This window comes from Streptomyces sp. A0642 (genome assembly GCF_004795105.1).
Taxonomy (GTDB): Bacteria; Actinomycetota; Actinomycetes; order Streptomycetales; family Streptomycetaceae; genus Streptomyces.
On record NZ_SSBL01000008.1, the window covers coordinates 101,796 to 116,167 of the forward strand.

Sequence of the window (14,372 nt, forward strand, 5' to 3'; positions counted from 1 at the left end):
CGCTCTTGCCCGGATTTTACCTGTAATCAGGGGCTTCAGGGCATCGACCGGCGACCCGGAAAATTCACCCGAGACGCGCCGACACGAGGTCCCAGACCGTGTCGGCGAGCGCTTCCTTGGGTCCGTGGGGTACCGGCGTCTCGCTTCCGTCGGCCGCGAGCACGATCGCCTCGTTCTCCTCCGAGCCGAAGGTCTTGCGCTCCCCCACCTCGTTGACCACCAGCAGGTCGCAGCCCTTGCGGCGGAGCTTCTCCCGGCCGTTGGCGAGCACGTTGTCGGTCTCGGCGGCGAATCCGACGACGACCTGCCCCGGCGCGGCGCGGTCGGCGGCGACCTCGGCGAGGATGTCGGGATTGCGTACGAGGACCAGGGGCGCGGGTTCCTGGCCGTCCTTCTTCTTGATCTTCCCCGCCACGTACTCGGCCGGGCGGAAGTCGGCGACGGCCGCCGCCATCACCACGACATCCGCTTCCTCCGCGGCCTTCAGTACGGCCTCGCGCAGCTGCACGGCGGTGCCGACGCGCACGACGTCGGCGCCGGAGGGGTCGGGCAGGCCGGTGTTGGCCTCGACGAGTGTGACCCGCGCGCCGCGGGCGACGGCGGTACGGGCGAGTGCGTAGCCCTGCTTGCCCGACGAACGGTTGCCGAGGTAGCGGACCGGGTCGAGCGGCTCGCGGGTGCCGCCCGCACTGATCACCACATGCCGTCCTGCGAGGTCGGGTGCGACGGGGCCGCGGGCGAGGACCCGGCGGCAGACCTCGTAGATCTCCCCCGGGTCCGGCAGCCGGCCCTTGCCGGTGTCGACTCCGGTGAGCCGCCCGACGGCGGGCTCGATGACGACGGCGCCCCGGCGCCGCAGGGTGGCGACGTTCTCCTGGGTGGCCGGGTGCTCCCACATCTCGGTGTGCATGGCGGGCGCGAAGACGACCGGACAGCGGGCTGTGAGCAGAGTGTTGGTGAGCAGGTCGTCGGCCAGGCCGTGGGCCGCCTTGGCGAGCATGTCGGCGGTGGCGGGGGCGACGACGACGAGGTCGGCGTGCTGTCCGATCCGCACGTGCGGGACCTCGTGGACGTCGTTCCAGACCTCGGTGGAGACCGGGTGGCCGGAGAGCGCCGACCAGGTGGCGGCGCCCACGAAGTGGAGCGAGGACTCCGTCGGGACGACCCGTACGTCGTGTCCCGACTCGGTCAGCCGGCGCAGCAGCTCGCACGCCTTGTAGGCGGCGATGCCCCCGCTGACCCCCAGGACGACCTTCGGCTTGTCCACTGCGTCTCCCCGCACTCGGTTCCGTACGCGCTCCGTACATCCCCCATGCTGCCTCACGGCCGCCGGCGCGGGTCCGTCGCCCCGGGACACACCACAGGCCCGGCGGTGGTGACCGCCGGGCCTGTGGTGAAGGTGCGTTCTCCTGCTTACTGCGCGGGGCCCTCGATGGCCTCGGAGGTGAGCAGGCCCGCGTTGATCTCGCGGAGCGCGATCGAGAGCGGCTTCTCGTGGACGTGGGTGTCGACGAGCGGACCGACGTACTCGAGGAGTCCCTCACCGAGCTGCGAGTAGTACGCGTTGATCTGGCGCGCGCGCTTGGCGGCGTAGATCACGAGGCTGTACTTCGAGTCGGTTGCTTCGAGGAGCTCATCAATCGGCGGGTTGATGATGCCCTCGGGCGTGGTGATGGAAGAGGACACTCTCTGCCTTCCGAAGGGGGTGAAGATCAAAGAAATCTTTGACAGTCAGGGGCTTTGTGGCCGGTGCCCCCGTGTCGGTGCGGTCGTGATGTTCATGCGCCGCCGGCACGGTGGCCGGAAGCCTCCAGCATCAAGGCTAGCAGCTCGCGTGCCACGTCCTCGACCGAGGTGTTGACCAGCGTCGTATCGAACTCGGATTCGGCGGCCAGTTCGACCTTCGCCGCGCCGAGACGGCGCTCGATCACCTCGGGCGCCTCGGTCCCCCGGCCGGTGAGCCGGCGCACCAGCTCGTCCCAGCTCGGGGGCGCGAGGAAGACCAGCTGGGCGTCCGCCATGGACTGCCGGACCAGCCGGGCGCCCTGGAGGTCGATCTCCAGCAGCACCGGCTCACCGGCCTCCAGCCGCTCCTGCACGGCCCGGCGCGGGGTGCCGTAGCGGTTGCCGGCGAACTCGGCCCACTCCAGCAGCTCGCCGTTGGCGATCAGCTTGTCGAACTCCTCGTTGTCCACGAAGAAGTAGTGGACACCGTTGCGTTCGCCGGGGCGGGGCTTGCGGGTCGTCGCCGACACCGAGAGCCACACCTCGGGGTGGACCTTGCGCATATGCGCGACGACCGTGCTCTTGCCGACCCCCGAGGGGCCGGAGAGCACGGTCAGCCGCGGACGTACGTCCGGGGGTACGGGGGACGTCCCCCGGGATGTTGCAGCCATGGAACGATTATCCCGGTTCTCAGGAGTGCCTGAGACCGTCAGGCGGCGCTGCCGCCGAACTCACGCTCCAGGGATGCGATCTGGTTGGAGCCGAGACCCCGGACCCGGCGGCTCTCGGAGATGCCGAGCCGCTCCATGATCTGCTTGGCGCGGACCTTGCCCACGCCCGGCAGGGACTCCAGCAGGGCGGAGACCTTCATCTTGCCGATGACGTCGTTCTCCTGGCCCGACTTGATGACCTCGTGGAGGGAGGCGCCGGAGTGCTTGAGTCGATTCTTGACCTCGGCCCGCTCCCGGCGAGCCGCGGCGGCCTTTTCGAGCGCGGCTGCGCGCTGTTCAGGGGTAAGGGGCGGAAGAGCCACGCCTACGTCACCTCGGATGTCGATCTGTCGGATACGGACCGGTGAGGCGACTGGATCGCCCCTCACCTGGTGAGCCGCGAACAACCTGTGCTCGTTGGCTCTCGACGGAGACTAGCGGCCAGGGCCGCCGGAGTCAGCGAGAACAGACGAAAAGTCCTGGTCAGCCTGAGCCGACCAGGACATTCCTGGCATAACACCTGAGTTTTTTGGTCAGGATTCCGTCAACGGGCTGTTACGTGACAGTGTCAGCCGTCCGAGACGGCCGCGCGGACCTCGTCCGCGAACCGTCCGGCGGCTTCGCGCAGCCCTGACGCGTCCGGACCGTGGCGCAGCACGCCCCGGCTCACGCTGGGCACCACGTTGCCGACCGCGGCGCCGAAGACGCCCGGAAGATCCGCGGGCGTGGCGCCCTGGGCGCCGATGCCGGGCGCGAGCAGCGGGCCGTTGATCGCGAGGTCCGCCCCCGCGTCGCCGAGGGTCGCACCGACCACCGCGCCGACGGAGCCGAGCGGGGTGGCCCCCTCGTTCTCGGCGGCCATGTGGTCGAGCATCACCTGGGCCAGCGAACGGCCGTCGGCGGCGGTGGCGCGCTGCACCTCGGCGCCCTCCGGGTTGGAGGTGAGGGCCAGCACGAAGACGCCCGAGCCGGAGACCGCCGCCGCGTCGAGCGCCGGCCGCAGCGAACCGAAGCCGAGGTACGGCGAGACCGTCACCGCGTCGGAGTACAGCGGTGAGTCCTTGTCCAGGTAGGTCGCGGCGTACGCCTCCATGGTGGAGCCGATGTCACCGCGCTTGGCGTCCATCAGGACCAGCGCGCCTGCTGCCCTGGCCTCCTCGACGGCCTTCTCCAGCACGGCGACGCCGCGCGAGCCGAACCGCTCGAAGAACGCGGACTGGGGCTTGAGGACGGCGACCCGGTCGGCCAGGGCCTCGACGACCGTACGGGTGAAGCGCTCCAGGCCAGCGACATCGTCGCCGAGCCCCCAGGAGCTCAGCAGGGCGGCGTGCGGGTCGATGCCGACGCAGAGGGGGCCACGGGTGTCCATGGCGTGGCGCAGGCGTGCGCCGAAGGGCTCCTGGGTCATTTCACGGCCTTCCTGGTTTCCGCGCCGACGGCGTCGGCGAGGGTGGCGTGGGGGGAGGCGGCCAGGCGCGCGGCCAGGCCCTTGTGGATCGCGCGGGCGTAGAACGGTCCCTCGTAGATGAAGGCGCTGTAGCCCTGGACGAGCGTGGCGCCGGCGAGGATGCGCTGCCAGGCGTCCTCGGCGTTCTCGATGCCTCCGACGCCCACCAGGGTGATCCGGTCGCCCACGCGGGCGTACAGGCGGCTCAGGACCTCCAGGGAGCGCTCCTTGAGGGGTGCTCCGGACAGGCCGCCGGTCTCCGCCACCAGGGAGGCCGGGGACTTCAGTCCCAGCCCCTCCCGGGCGATCGTGGTGTTGGTGGCGATGATGCCGTCGAGACCCAGTTCGACGGCGAGGTCGGCGACGGCGTCGACGTCCTCGTCCGCGAGGTCGGGGGCGATCTTGACGAGCAGCGGGACCCGGCGGGCCGTGACGGTCCGGTCGGCCGCCTCGCGCACGGCGGTCAGCAGCGGGCGCAGGGACTCGGTGGCCTGCAGGTTGCGCAGTCCGGGGGTGTTGGGCGAGGAGACGTTGACGACGAGGTAGTCGGCGTGGGCGGCCAGGCGCTCGGTGGACTTCACGTAGTCGGCGGCCGCGTCGGCCTCGGGGACGGCCTTGGTCTTGCCGATGTTGACGCCGACCGTGGTGCGGAAGACCGGGTTGCGGGCGGCCAGGCGCTCGGCGACGGCGGCGGAGCCCTCGTTGTTGAAGCCCATGCGGTTGATGAGCGCCCGGTCGGCCACGAGGCGGAACAGGCGCTTCTTCGGGTTGCCCGGCTGCGGCTCGCCCGTCACGGTGCCGATCTCGACGTGGTCGAAGCCGAGCATGGCCATGCCGTCGATCGCGATGGCGTTCTTGTCGAAGCCGGCGGCGAGGCCGAAGGGGCCGTGCATCCGCAGGCCGAGCGCCTCGGTGCGCAGCTCCTTGTGGCGGGGGGCGAGCGCGGCGGCCACGAAGGTGCGCAGGACCGGGGTGCGGGCGGCGAGGCGGATCCAGCGGAAGGCCAGGTAGTGGGCCTGCTCGGGGTCCATGCGCTTGAAGACGAGCTGGAAGAAGAGCTTGTACATCGGGGGTGTGTCCTCGGGGGTGTCTCGGCGCGGCGGCGCGCATCGGTGGTCTCGCGAAGAGGGGGACACCGTTTCCGGTGTCCCCCTCTGGGCTGCTATTCGCGCGCTGCCGTCAGATGCTCGGCGTGTTCCTGGAGGGAACGTACGCCGACGTCTCCCTGGTTGAGGGCGTCGATGCCCTGGACGGCCGCGGCGAGCGCCTGGACCGTGGTGAGGCAGGGAACGGACCGCGCGACGGCCGCGGTGCGGATCTCGTACCCGTCGAGCCGGCCACCGGTTCCGTACGGCGTGTTGACGATGAGGTCGACCTCGCCGTCGTGGATGAGCTGGACGATCGTCTTCTCGCCGTCCGGGCCCGGGCCCTCCGACTGCTTGCGCACGACGCGGGCGTTGATGCCGTTGCGCTTGAGGACCTCGGCCGTGCCGGAGGTGGCCATCAGCTCGAAGCCGTGGGCGACCAGCTCGCGGGCCGGGAAGATCATCGAGCGCTTGTCGCGGTTGGCGACGGAGATGAAGGCGCGGCCCTTGGTGGGCAGCGGGCCGTACGCGCCGGCCTGCGACTTGGCGTACGCCGTGCCGAAGACCGAGTCGATGCCCATGACCTCGCCGGTGGAGCGCATCTCCGGACCGAGGACCGTGTCGACGCCGCGGCCGTGGATGTCGCGGAAGCGCGACCACGGCATGACGGCCTCCTTGACGGAGATCGGCGCGTCGAGCGGGAGGGTGCCGCCGTCGCCGTGCTTGGGCAGCAGGCCCTCCGCGCGCAGCTCCGCCACGGTCGCGCCCAGCGAGATGCGGGCGGCGGCCTTCGCGAGCGGGACCGCGGTCGCCTTCGAGGTGAAGGGGACGGTGCGGGAGGCGCGCGGGTTGGCTTCGAGGACGTAGAGGATGTCGCCGGAGAGCGCGAACTGGATGTTGATCAGTCCACGGACGCCGACGCCCTTGGCGATGCCCTCGGTGGAGGCGCGCAGCCGCTTGATGTCGTAGCCGCCGAGGGTGATCGGGGGCAGGGCGCAGGCGGAGTCGCCGGAGTGGATGCCGGCCTCCTCGATGTGCTCCATGACGCCGCCGAGGTACAGCTCGGTGCCGTCGTAGAGGGCGTCGACGTCGATCTCGATGGCGTCGTCGAGGAAGCGGTCGACCAGGACCGGCCGGGTGGGGCTGATCTCGGTGGACTCCGCGATGTACGAGGAGAGCCGGGTCTCGTCGTACACGATCTCCATGCCGCGGCCGCCGAGCACGTACGACGGGCGTACGAGGACGGGGTAGCCGATCTCGTCGGCGATGGCCTTGGCCTCGGCGAAGGTGGTGGCGGTGCCGTGCTTCGGGGCGGGCAGGCCGGCCTCGGCGAGGACCCGGCCGAACGCGCCGCGGTCCTCGGCGGCGTGGATGGCCTCCGGAGAGGTGCCGACGACGGGCACGCCGTTGTCCTTGAGCGCCTGCGCCAGGCCGAGCGGGGTCTGGCCGCCGAGCTGGACGATGACACCGGCGATCGGGCCTGCGAGGGACTCGGCGTGCACGATCTCCAGCACGTCCTCGAGCGTCAGCGGCTCGAAGTACAGGCGGTCGGAGGTGTCGTAGTCCGTGGAGACCGTCTCCGGGTTGCAGTTGACCATCACGGTCTCGTAGCCCGCGTCGCTCAGGGCGAAGGAGGCGTGGACGCAGGAGTAGTCGAACTCGATGCCCTGGCCGATGCGGTTGGGGCCGGAGCCGAGGATGATCACCGCGGGCTTGGTGCGGGGGGCGACCTCGCTCTCCTCGTCGTACGAGGAGTAGAAGTACGGCGTCTTCGCGGCGAACTCGGCGGCGCAGGTGTCGACCGTCTTGTAGACCGGGCGGATGCCGAGCGCGTGCCGCACCTCGCGGACGACGTCCTCGCGCAGGCCGCGGATCTCGGCGATCTGCACGTCGGAGAAGCCGTGCCGCTTGGCCTCGGCCAGGAGCTCGGGGACGAGCTTGTCGGCCGCGGCGAGCTCGTCGGCGATCTCCTTGATGAGGAAGAGCTGGTCGACGAACCAGGGGTCGATCTTCGTGGCGTCGAAGACCTCTTCCTGGGTGGCGCCGGCCCGGATCGCCTGCATGACGGTGTTGATCCGGCCGTCGGTCGGGCGGACCGCCTCGGCCAGCAGCGCGGCCTTGTCGCCGGGCTCGCCGGTGAAGGCGAACTGCGAGCCCTTCTTCTCCAGGGAGCGCAGTGCCTTCTGGAGGGCCTCGGTGAAGTTCCGGCCGATCGCCATGGCCTCGCCCACCGACTTCATGGTGGTGGTGAGGGTGGAGTCGGCGGAGGGGAACTTCTCGAAGGCGAAGCGCGGGGCCTTGACCACGACGTAGTCGAGGGTCGGCTCGAACGAGGCCGGCGTCTTCTCGGTGATGTCGTTGGGGATCTCGTCGAGCGTGTAGCCGACGGCCAGCTTGGCGGCGATCTTGGCGATCGGGAAGCCGGTGGCCTTGGAGGCGAGCGCCGAGGAGCGGGAGACGCGGGGGTTCATCTCGATCACGATGACCCGGCCGTCGGCCGGATCGATGGCGAACTGGATGTTGCAGCCGCCGGTGTCGACGCCGACCTCGCGGATGATCGCGATGCCGATGTCGCGCAGCCGCTGGTACTCGCGGTCGGTGAGCGTCATCGCGGGGGCGACGGTGATCGAGTCACCCGTGTGGACGCCCATCGGGTCGAAGTTCTCGATGGAGCAGACGACCACGACGTTGTCGTTCTTGTCCCGCATCAGCTCCAGCTCGTACTCCTTCCAGCCGAGGATGGACTCCTCCAGGAGCACCTCGGTGGTCGGGGAGAGCGTGAGGCCCTGGCCGGCGATGCGGCGCAGCTCTTCCTCGTCGTGGGCGAAGCCGGAGCCGGCGCCGCCCATGGTGAAGGAGGGGCGTACGACGACGGGGTAGCCGCCGAGGGTGTCGACGCCCTCGATGACGTCGTCCATGGTGTGGCAGATGACGGAGCGGGCGGACTCGCCGTAGCCGATCTTCGCCTTGACGGCTTCGACGACACCCTTGAAGAGGTCGCGGTCCTCGCCCTTGTTGATGGCCTCGACGTTGGCGCCGATGAGCTCGACGCCGTACTTCTCCAGGACACCGTTCTCGTGCATGGAGATCGCGGTGTTGAGCGCGGTCTGGCCGCCCAGGGTCGGGAGCAGCGCGTCGGGGCGCTCCTTGGCGATGATCTTCTCGACGAACTCGGGGGTGATCGGCTCGACGTACGTGGCGTCGGCGATCTCCGGGTCGGTCATGATCGTCGCCGGGTTGGAGTTCACCAGGATGACGCGCAGGCCCTCGGCCTTGAGGACGCGGCAGGCCTGGGTGCCGGAGTAGTCGAACTCGGCGGCCTGTCCGATGACGATCGGACCGGAGCCGATGACCAGGACGGACTGGATATCGGAGCGCTTAGGCACGCTGGCCCTCCATCAGGGAAACGAAGCGGTCGAAGAGGTACGCGGCGTCGTGCGGGCCGGCGGCCGCTTCGGGGTGGTACTGGACGCTGAAGGCAGGCCGGTCGAGGAGCTGGAGGCCCTCGACGACCTGGTCGTTCAGGCAGACGTGGGAGACCTCGGCGCGCCCGTAGGCGGTGTCGGAGACCTTGTCGAGCGGGGCGTCGACGGCGAAGCCGTGGTTGTGCGCGGTGACCTCGACCTTGCCGGTCGAGCGGTCCTGCACGGGCTGGTTGATCCCGCGGTGGCCGTACTTCAGCTTGTACGTGCCGAAGCCGAGCGCGCGGCCCAGGATCTGGTTGCCGAAGCAGATGCCGAAGAGGGGGGTCTGCCGCTCCAGGACGCCCTGCATGAGGGAGACGGGGTGGTCGGCGGTGGACGGGTCGCCCGGGCCGTTGGAGAAGAAGACCCCGTCGGGCCGGACCGCGTACACCTCCTCCAGGGTGGCGGTGGCGGGCAGGACGTGGACCTCGATGCCCCGCTCGGCCATCCGGTGCGGGGTCATGCCCTTGATGCCGAGGTCGATCGCGGCGACGGTGAACTTCTTCGTGCCGACGGCGGGGACGACGTACGTCTCCTTGGTGGCGACCTCGGCGGAGAGGTCGGCGCCCTTCATCTCGGGGGCCTGGCGCACCTTGGCGAGCAGGACGCCTTCGTCCTCCAGGGCGTTGCCCGAGAAGATGCCGACCCGCATCGCGCCGCGTTCGCGCAGGTGGCGGGTGAGGGCGCGGGTGTCGATGCCGCTGATGCCGACGACGCCCTGGCTCGCGAGCTCCTCGTCGAGGGAGCGGCGGGAGCGCCAGTTGGAGGGCACCCGGGCGGGGTCGCGCACGACGTATCCGGCGACCCAGATCCGCTTGGACTCGGGGTCCTCGTCGTTCACCCCGGTGTTCCCGACGTGCGGCGCGGTCATCACGACGACCTGGCGGTGGTACGAGGGGTCGGTCAGGGTTTCCTGGTAACCGGTCATGCCGGTGGAGAACACCGCCTCGCCGAAGGTCTCCCCCACGGCCCCGTAGGCGCGGCCGCGGAAGGAGCGGCCGTCCTCCAGGACGAGTACGGCGGGAGCTTTGGCGGCTCCCCGGGTGGAGATCGTCATCGTGCGGTGCCTTCCGTAGTGCTGGTGAGGGGAGTGCGGGTGCGAGGGCCGGCGAGAGCGTTGACGGCTTCGACCCAGGCGGCGTGTTCGGCCGCGTGGTCGGACCGGAATCCGGAGTCGATCAGCTGGTCGCCGAGCGCCCAGGTGATGACCAGGAGGCCGCCCTCGGGCAGGACCTTGCCCGCGAGCGCCTTGTCGGTCCGGGCCTCGCGCAGGTCGGCGGCGGGGACGAAGAAGTCCGTCGCGCCGGGCCGTACGACGTCGAGGCCCTGAGCGGTGAGGGTGAGCTCGACGCGGCTGCGGGTGCCGAGGCCGTGGGCGACGATGCGGTCGAGCCACTGCCCGGCCGTCGTCGAGGCGTGGTAGCGCCCTGTCAGCGTGAGCAGCTTCTCGCCGTCCGCGTAGCCGGCCGGGGTGGTCGCGAGGTCGGAGAGTCCGGACTGGAGGCTGCCGCGCCACTTCCATCCCTGGCGCATCAGCCAGTAGACGAATGCGATGAGGACGATGAGTCCGATCACCCAGCTGATGCGGGCGGACCAGTCGGTGACCTCCGCCGATTTCCGCTCGGCGGCCAGTCGGTACAGCTGGTGGGTGGGGCTGAGTGTTGTCACGCGAGTTTCCCGTCGACGACCGTGGCACGGCCCCGCAGGAAGGTGTGGGTCACTCGGCCCGGCAGCTCGCGCCCCTCGTAGGGGGTGTTGCGGCTGCGGGAGGCGAAGCCCGCGGGGTCCACTGCTCCACGGTATGCCGGATCGACGAGGGTGAGGTTGGCGGGCTCGCCCTGCGAGACGGGCCGGCCGTGTCCGTCGAGGCGGCCGATGGCGGCGGGGCGCGCGGACATGCGGTCGGCGACACCGGCCCAGTCGAGCAGTCCGGTGTCCACCATCGTCTCCTGGACGACGGAGAGCGCGGTCTCCAGGCCCACCATGCCCATGGCGGCCGCGGCCCACTCGCAGTCCTTGTCCTCGTGCGGGTGCGGGGCGTGGTCGGTGGCGACGCAGTCGATCGTGCCGTCGGCGAGGGCCTCGCGCAGGGCCATGACGTCGGCCTCGGTGCGCAGGGGCGGGTTCACCTTGTAGACCGGGTTGTAGGAGCGTACGAGCTCGTCGGTGAGGAGCAGGTGGTGCGGGGTGACCTCGGCCGTGACGTTCCAGCCCTTGGACTTGGCCCAGCGGACGATCTCGACGGAGCCGGCGGTCGAGAGGTGGCAGATGTGCACCCGGGAGCCGACGTGCGCGGCGAGGAGAACGTCGCGGGCGATGATCGACTCCTCGGCGACGGCGGGCCAGCCGCCGAGACCGAGCTCGGCCGAGACGATGCCCTCGTTCATCTGGGCGCCCTCGGTGAGGCGGGGCTCCTGGGCGTGCTGGGCGACGACCCCGTCGAACGCCTTCACGTACTCCAGGGCGCGGCGCATGATCACCGCGTCGTCGACGCACTTGCCGTCGTCGGAGAAGACCTTCACTCCGGCGGCCGAATCGTGCATGGCGCCGAGTTCGGCAAGCTGCTTGCCCTCCAGGCCGACGGTGACGGCGCCGATGGGCTGCACGTCGCAGTAGCCGGACTCCTTGCCGAGCCGCCAGACCTGCTCGACGACGCCGGCGGTGTCGGCGACCGGGAAGGTGTTGGCCATGGCGTGCACGGCGGTGAAGCCGCCGACCGCGGCGGCCTTGGTGCCGGTGAGGACGGTCTCGGAGTCCTCACGGCCGGGCTCGCGCAGGTGGGTGTGGAGGTCGACCAGGCCGGGGAGCAGGATCTGGCCCGCCGCCTCGATCACGGTGGCGTCGCCGGCATCGAGCCCGGTGCCGACCGCCGCGATGGTCTCGCCGTCGATGAGGACGTCCTGGGGCTCGCCGCCGAGGATCTTCGCGCCGCGGATCAGGGTCTTGCTCATGGTTACTTGTTCTCCTCGGTACGGGCGTGAAGGGCGGGGGCGGCCGGGGCTGCGGGCTCGGAGCCGCCGAGCAGCAGGTAGAGCACGGCCATGCGGATGGAGACGCCGTTGGCGACCTGCTCGACGACCGTGCACCGGTCGGAGTCGGCGACCTCGGCGGTGATCTCCATGCCGCGGACCATCGGGCCGGGGTGCATGACGATGGCGTGTCCGGGCATCTTCGCCATGCGCTCGCCGTCCAGGCCGTAGCGGCGGGAGTACTCGCGCTCGGTCGGGAAGTAGGCGGCGTTCATCCGCTCACGCTGCACACGGAGCATCATCACAGCGTCCGACTTCGGCAGCACCTCGTCGAGGCTGTAGGTGACGTCGCAGGGCCACTGCTCGACGCCGACCGGGACGAGGGTGGGCGGGGCCACCAGGGTGACGTGCGCGCCGAGGGTGGTCAGCAGGTGGACGTTGGAGCGGGCGACGCGGCTGTGCAGGATGTCGCCGACGATCGTGATCCGCCGGCCGTCGAGGTCCTTGCCGAGCCCGGCGTCGGCCCCGACCAGCCTGCGGCGCATGGTGAAGGCGTCCAGGAGGGCCTGGGTGGGGTGCTCGTGGGTGCCGTCGCCGGCGTTGACGACCGCGCCGTCGATCCAGCCCGAGGTGGCCAGGCGGTACGGGGCGCCGGAGGCGCCGTGCCGGATGACGACGGCGTCCGCGCCCATCGCCTCCAGGGTCAGGGCGGTGTCCTTGAGCGACTCGCCCTTGGAGACCGAGGAACCCTTGGCGGAGAAGTTGATGACGTCGGCGGACAGCCGCTTGGCGGCCGCCTCGAAGGAGATGCGGGTGCGCGTCGAGTCCTCGAAGAAGAGGTTGACGACGGTACGTCCGCGCAGGGTCGGGAGCTTCTTGATCGGCCGGTCCGCGACCCTGGCCATCTCCTCGGCGGTGTCGAGGATCAGGACGGCGTCGTCGCGGGTGAGGTCGGCGGCCGAGATGAGGTGGCGCTTCATCTGGGTGTTCTCCGGGTGGCTGGAGGGTTCAGGCGTGCGGGCGTGCGGAAGCCGCCGTACGGCAGGGGGCCGTGACGGAGGGCAGCTACCGCTCGACCGCCGGGGCGGCCGGCTCGACTCCGAGCAGCACGGCGTCGCGGCCGTCCTCCTCGGCGAGCTGGACCTTGACCGTCTCCCGCAGCGACGTGGGGAGGTTCTTGCCGACGTAGTCGGCGCGGATCGGGAGTTCGCGGTGGCCGCGGTCGACGAGGACCGCGAGCTGCACCGCGCGGGGCCGGCCGATGTCGCCGAGCGCGTCGAGTGCGGCGCGGATCGTGCGGCCGGAGAAGAGGACGTCGTCGACGAGGACGACGAGGCGGCCCTCGATGCCCTCGCCGGGGATCTCGGTGCGGGCCAGGGCGCGCGCGGGGCGCATCCGCAGGTCGTCGCGGTACATCGTGATGTCGAGCGATCCGACCGGCATCTTCCGGCCGGTGATCTCCTCGAGCTTGTCGGCGAGCCGGCGGGCGAGGAAGACGCCCCGGGTGGGAATGCCGAGAAGCACCACGTCGTCGGCGCCCTTGGCGCGTTCGACGATCTCGTGGGCGATGCGGGTCAGTACGCGGGCGATGTCGGGAGCCTCGAGAACGGGGCGTGCCGCATTGCCGGTGGCGTCGTGCTGTGCGTCCATAAGAAACGGACCTCCTTCTCCGCCTCACCGGACGGATCTTAAAGGACGTCGAAATTGCGTCATCCACGTTACCAGGGCCCGGGCAGGGCACTGGTACCACCCCCGGGAGGTGCCGGTCCGTACCGTTCAGCTTGACGCACACAAGTAACGCTGCGTAACCTCACAGTGAGTTACCAGCCACGCGGCGGAGCCGCGCAATGTTCCAGCGTCCGGGGAGCCTTATGTCCAGCGAATACGCAAAACAGCTCGGGGCCAAGCTCCGCGCCATCCGCACCCAGCAGGGCCTTTCCCTCCACGGCGTGGAGGAGAAGTCCCAGGGCCGCTGGAAGGCCGTCGTGGTCGGCTCGTACGAGCGCGGCGACCGCGCCGTGACCGTACAGCGCCTTGCCGAGCTGGCTGACTTCTACGGGGTTCCGGTGCAGGAGCTCCTGCCCGGCACGACGCCCGGCGGGGCCGCCGAGCCGCCGCCGAAGCTCGTGCTCCAGCTGGAGCGCCTCGCCCACGTCCCGCCGGAGAAGGCCGGGCCCCTCCAGCGCTACGCGGCGACGATCCAGAGCCAGCGCGGGGACTACAACGGCAAGGTGCTGTCGATCCGCCAGGACGACCTGCGCACGCTGGCCGTGATCTACGACCAGTCGCCGTCCGTGCTCACGGAACAGCTGATCAGCTGGGGCGTCCTGGACGCGGACGCGCGCCGCGCTGTCGCTCACGACGAGGCCTGACCGCCCCCGCAGAAACGTACCGCCGGGTCGGCGGGGCCCTTCCCGGGCGCCCCGCCGGACCCGGCGTTTCCGTTTTCCGGGCCGTCCTCACGGGCCTGCCCCGGACATGCCGAAGGGCCCACGGTCTGGCGACCGTGGGCCCTTCGGCGGCAGAACGCCGCCGGGGCTACTGCTCCCGGCGAAGGTTCGGCTTGAGGTCCTTGAAACGGGCCAGCAGGCCGTTCACGAAGGACGGCGAGTCATCGGTGGAGAACTCCTTGGCGATCTGCACCGCCTCGTCGATCACCACCGCGTCGGGTGTCGCGTCCACCCAGATCAGCTCGTACGCACCGAGCCGCAGGATGTTCCGGTCGACGACCGGCATGCGGTCGATCTCCCAGTCCACGGCGTAGGTGACGATGAGGTCGTCGATGCGGTCCGCGTACTGCGCGTACCCCTCGACGAGCTCCATCGTGTACTCGGTGACCGGCGGCTGACGGGTGTCGGACCGCGAGTGCCGGACCCAGTCCGCGAGGACCGTCTGCACGGACTCACCGCGCTGGTCGGCCTCGAAGAGGATCTGGAAGGCTCGCTTGCGGGCCGTATTCCGGGCAGCCACGG

At 70.6% G+C, this 14,372-nt stretch carries 14 protein-coding genes; 1 reads left to right on the top strand and 13 read right to left on the bottom strand.

What is annotated here, in order from left to right; translation table 11 throughout:
- Window positions 1-64: 64 nt before the first annotated feature.
- The 12 genes from coaBC to pyrR all read right to left on the bottom strand — a co-directional run bounded on the left by coaBC (window position 65) and on the right by pyrR (window position 13,050).
- Complete coding sequence (gene coaBC / locus E6R60_RS17040) at window positions 65-1,267, bottom strand: bifunctional phosphopantothenoylcysteine decarboxylase/phosphopantothenate--cysteine ligase CoaBC (protein ID WP_136327421.1); 1,203 nt, start codon at window positions 1,265-1,267, stop codon at window positions 65-67.
- A 146-nt stretch (window positions 1,268-1,413) separates the two neighbouring features.
- The gene (gene rpoZ, locus E6R60_RS17045) at window positions 1,414-1,686 is read right to left on the bottom strand and encodes a DNA-directed RNA polymerase subunit omega (RefSeq protein WP_003970369.1); all 273 of its coding nucleotides are present in this window, start codon (window positions 1,684-1,686) and stop codon (window positions 1,414-1,416) included.
- Window positions 1,687-1,778: 92 nt separating this feature from the next.
- Complete coding sequence (gene gmk / locus E6R60_RS17050) at window positions 1,779-2,396, bottom strand: guanylate kinase (RefSeq protein ID WP_136327422.1); 618 nt, start codon at window positions 2,394-2,396, stop codon at window positions 1,779-1,781.
- 38 nt (window positions 2,397-2,434) lie between these two features.
- The gene (locus tag E6R60_RS17055) at window positions 2,435-2,758 is read right to left on the bottom strand and encodes an integration host factor (RefSeq protein WP_018524251.1); all 324 of its coding nucleotides are present in this window, start codon (window positions 2,756-2,758) and stop codon (window positions 2,435-2,437) included.
- A 245-nt stretch (window positions 2,759-3,003) separates the two neighbouring features.
- Window positions 3,004-3,843, bottom strand: coding sequence for an orotidine-5'-phosphate decarboxylase (pyrF, locus tag E6R60_RS17060; protein ID WP_136327423.1), 840 nt, complete (start codon window positions 3,841-3,843; stop codon window positions 3,004-3,006).
- The gene (locus E6R60_RS17065; RefSeq protein WP_136327424.1) at window positions 3,840-4,949 is read right to left on the bottom strand and encodes a quinone-dependent dihydroorotate dehydrogenase; all 1,110 of its coding nucleotides are present in this window, start codon (window positions 4,947-4,949) and stop codon (window positions 3,840-3,842) included. The genes pyrF and E6R60_RS17065 overlap by 4 nt, the downstream gene beginning before the upstream one ends.
- 95 nt (window positions 4,950-5,044) lie before the next feature.
- Window positions 5,045-8,353 carry a carbamoyl-phosphate synthase large subunit gene (gene carB / locus E6R60_RS17070; RefSeq protein WP_136327425.1) on the bottom strand — a complete coding sequence of 1,103 codons (3,309 nt, stop codon included), beginning with the start codon at window positions 8,351-8,353 and terminating at the stop codon, window positions 5,045-5,047.
- On the bottom strand, window positions 8,346-9,488 hold the full coding sequence (carA, locus tag E6R60_RS17075) for a glutamine-hydrolyzing carbamoyl-phosphate synthase small subunit (protein ID WP_136327426.1): 1,143 nt from the start codon (window positions 9,486-9,488) through the stop codon (window positions 8,346-8,348). Before carA ends, carB begins: the two co-directional genes overlap by 8 nt.
- Window positions 9,485-10,099 (bottom strand): hypothetical protein, encoded by a 615-nt coding sequence (locus tag E6R60_RS17080; protein ID WP_136327427.1) that lies wholly within the window; start codon window positions 10,097-10,099, stop codon window positions 9,485-9,487. The genes carA and E6R60_RS17080 overlap by 4 nt, the downstream gene beginning before the upstream one ends.
- Window positions 10,096-11,382 (bottom strand): dihydroorotase, encoded by a 1,287-nt coding sequence (locus E6R60_RS17085; protein WP_136327428.1) that lies wholly within the window; start codon window positions 11,380-11,382, stop codon window positions 10,096-10,098. The genes E6R60_RS17080 and E6R60_RS17085 overlap by 4 nt, the downstream gene beginning before the upstream one ends.
- Window positions 11,383-11,384: 2 nt before the next feature.
- The gene (locus E6R60_RS17090; RefSeq protein ID WP_136327429.1) at window positions 11,385-12,380 is read right to left on the bottom strand and encodes an aspartate carbamoyltransferase catalytic subunit; all 996 of its coding nucleotides are present in this window, start codon (window positions 12,378-12,380) and stop codon (window positions 11,385-11,387) included.
- An 85-nt stretch (window positions 12,381-12,465) separates the two neighbouring features.
- The gene (pyrR, locus tag E6R60_RS17095) at window positions 12,466-13,050 is read right to left on the bottom strand and encodes a bifunctional pyr operon transcriptional regulator/uracil phosphoribosyltransferase PyrR (RefSeq protein ID WP_136327430.1); all 585 of its coding nucleotides are present in this window, start codon (window positions 13,048-13,050) and stop codon (window positions 12,466-12,468) included.
- Between the two features lie 221 nt (window positions 13,051-13,271).
- Here pyrR and bldD point away from each other — a divergent pair, with 221 nt between their 5' ends.
- Window positions 13,272-13,772, top strand: coding sequence for a transcriptional regulator BldD (gene bldD / locus E6R60_RS17100; RefSeq protein WP_136327431.1), 501 nt, complete (start codon window positions 13,272-13,274; stop codon window positions 13,770-13,772).
- Between the two features lie 166 nt (window positions 13,773-13,938).
- On the opposite strand, the gene nusB is transcribed toward bldD, so the two are convergent.
- Complete coding sequence (gene nusB / locus E6R60_RS17105; protein ID WP_024490948.1) at window positions 13,939-14,370, bottom strand: transcription antitermination factor NusB; 432 nt, start codon at window positions 14,368-14,370, stop codon at window positions 13,939-13,941.
- Window positions 14,371-14,372 lie beyond the last annotated feature (2 nt).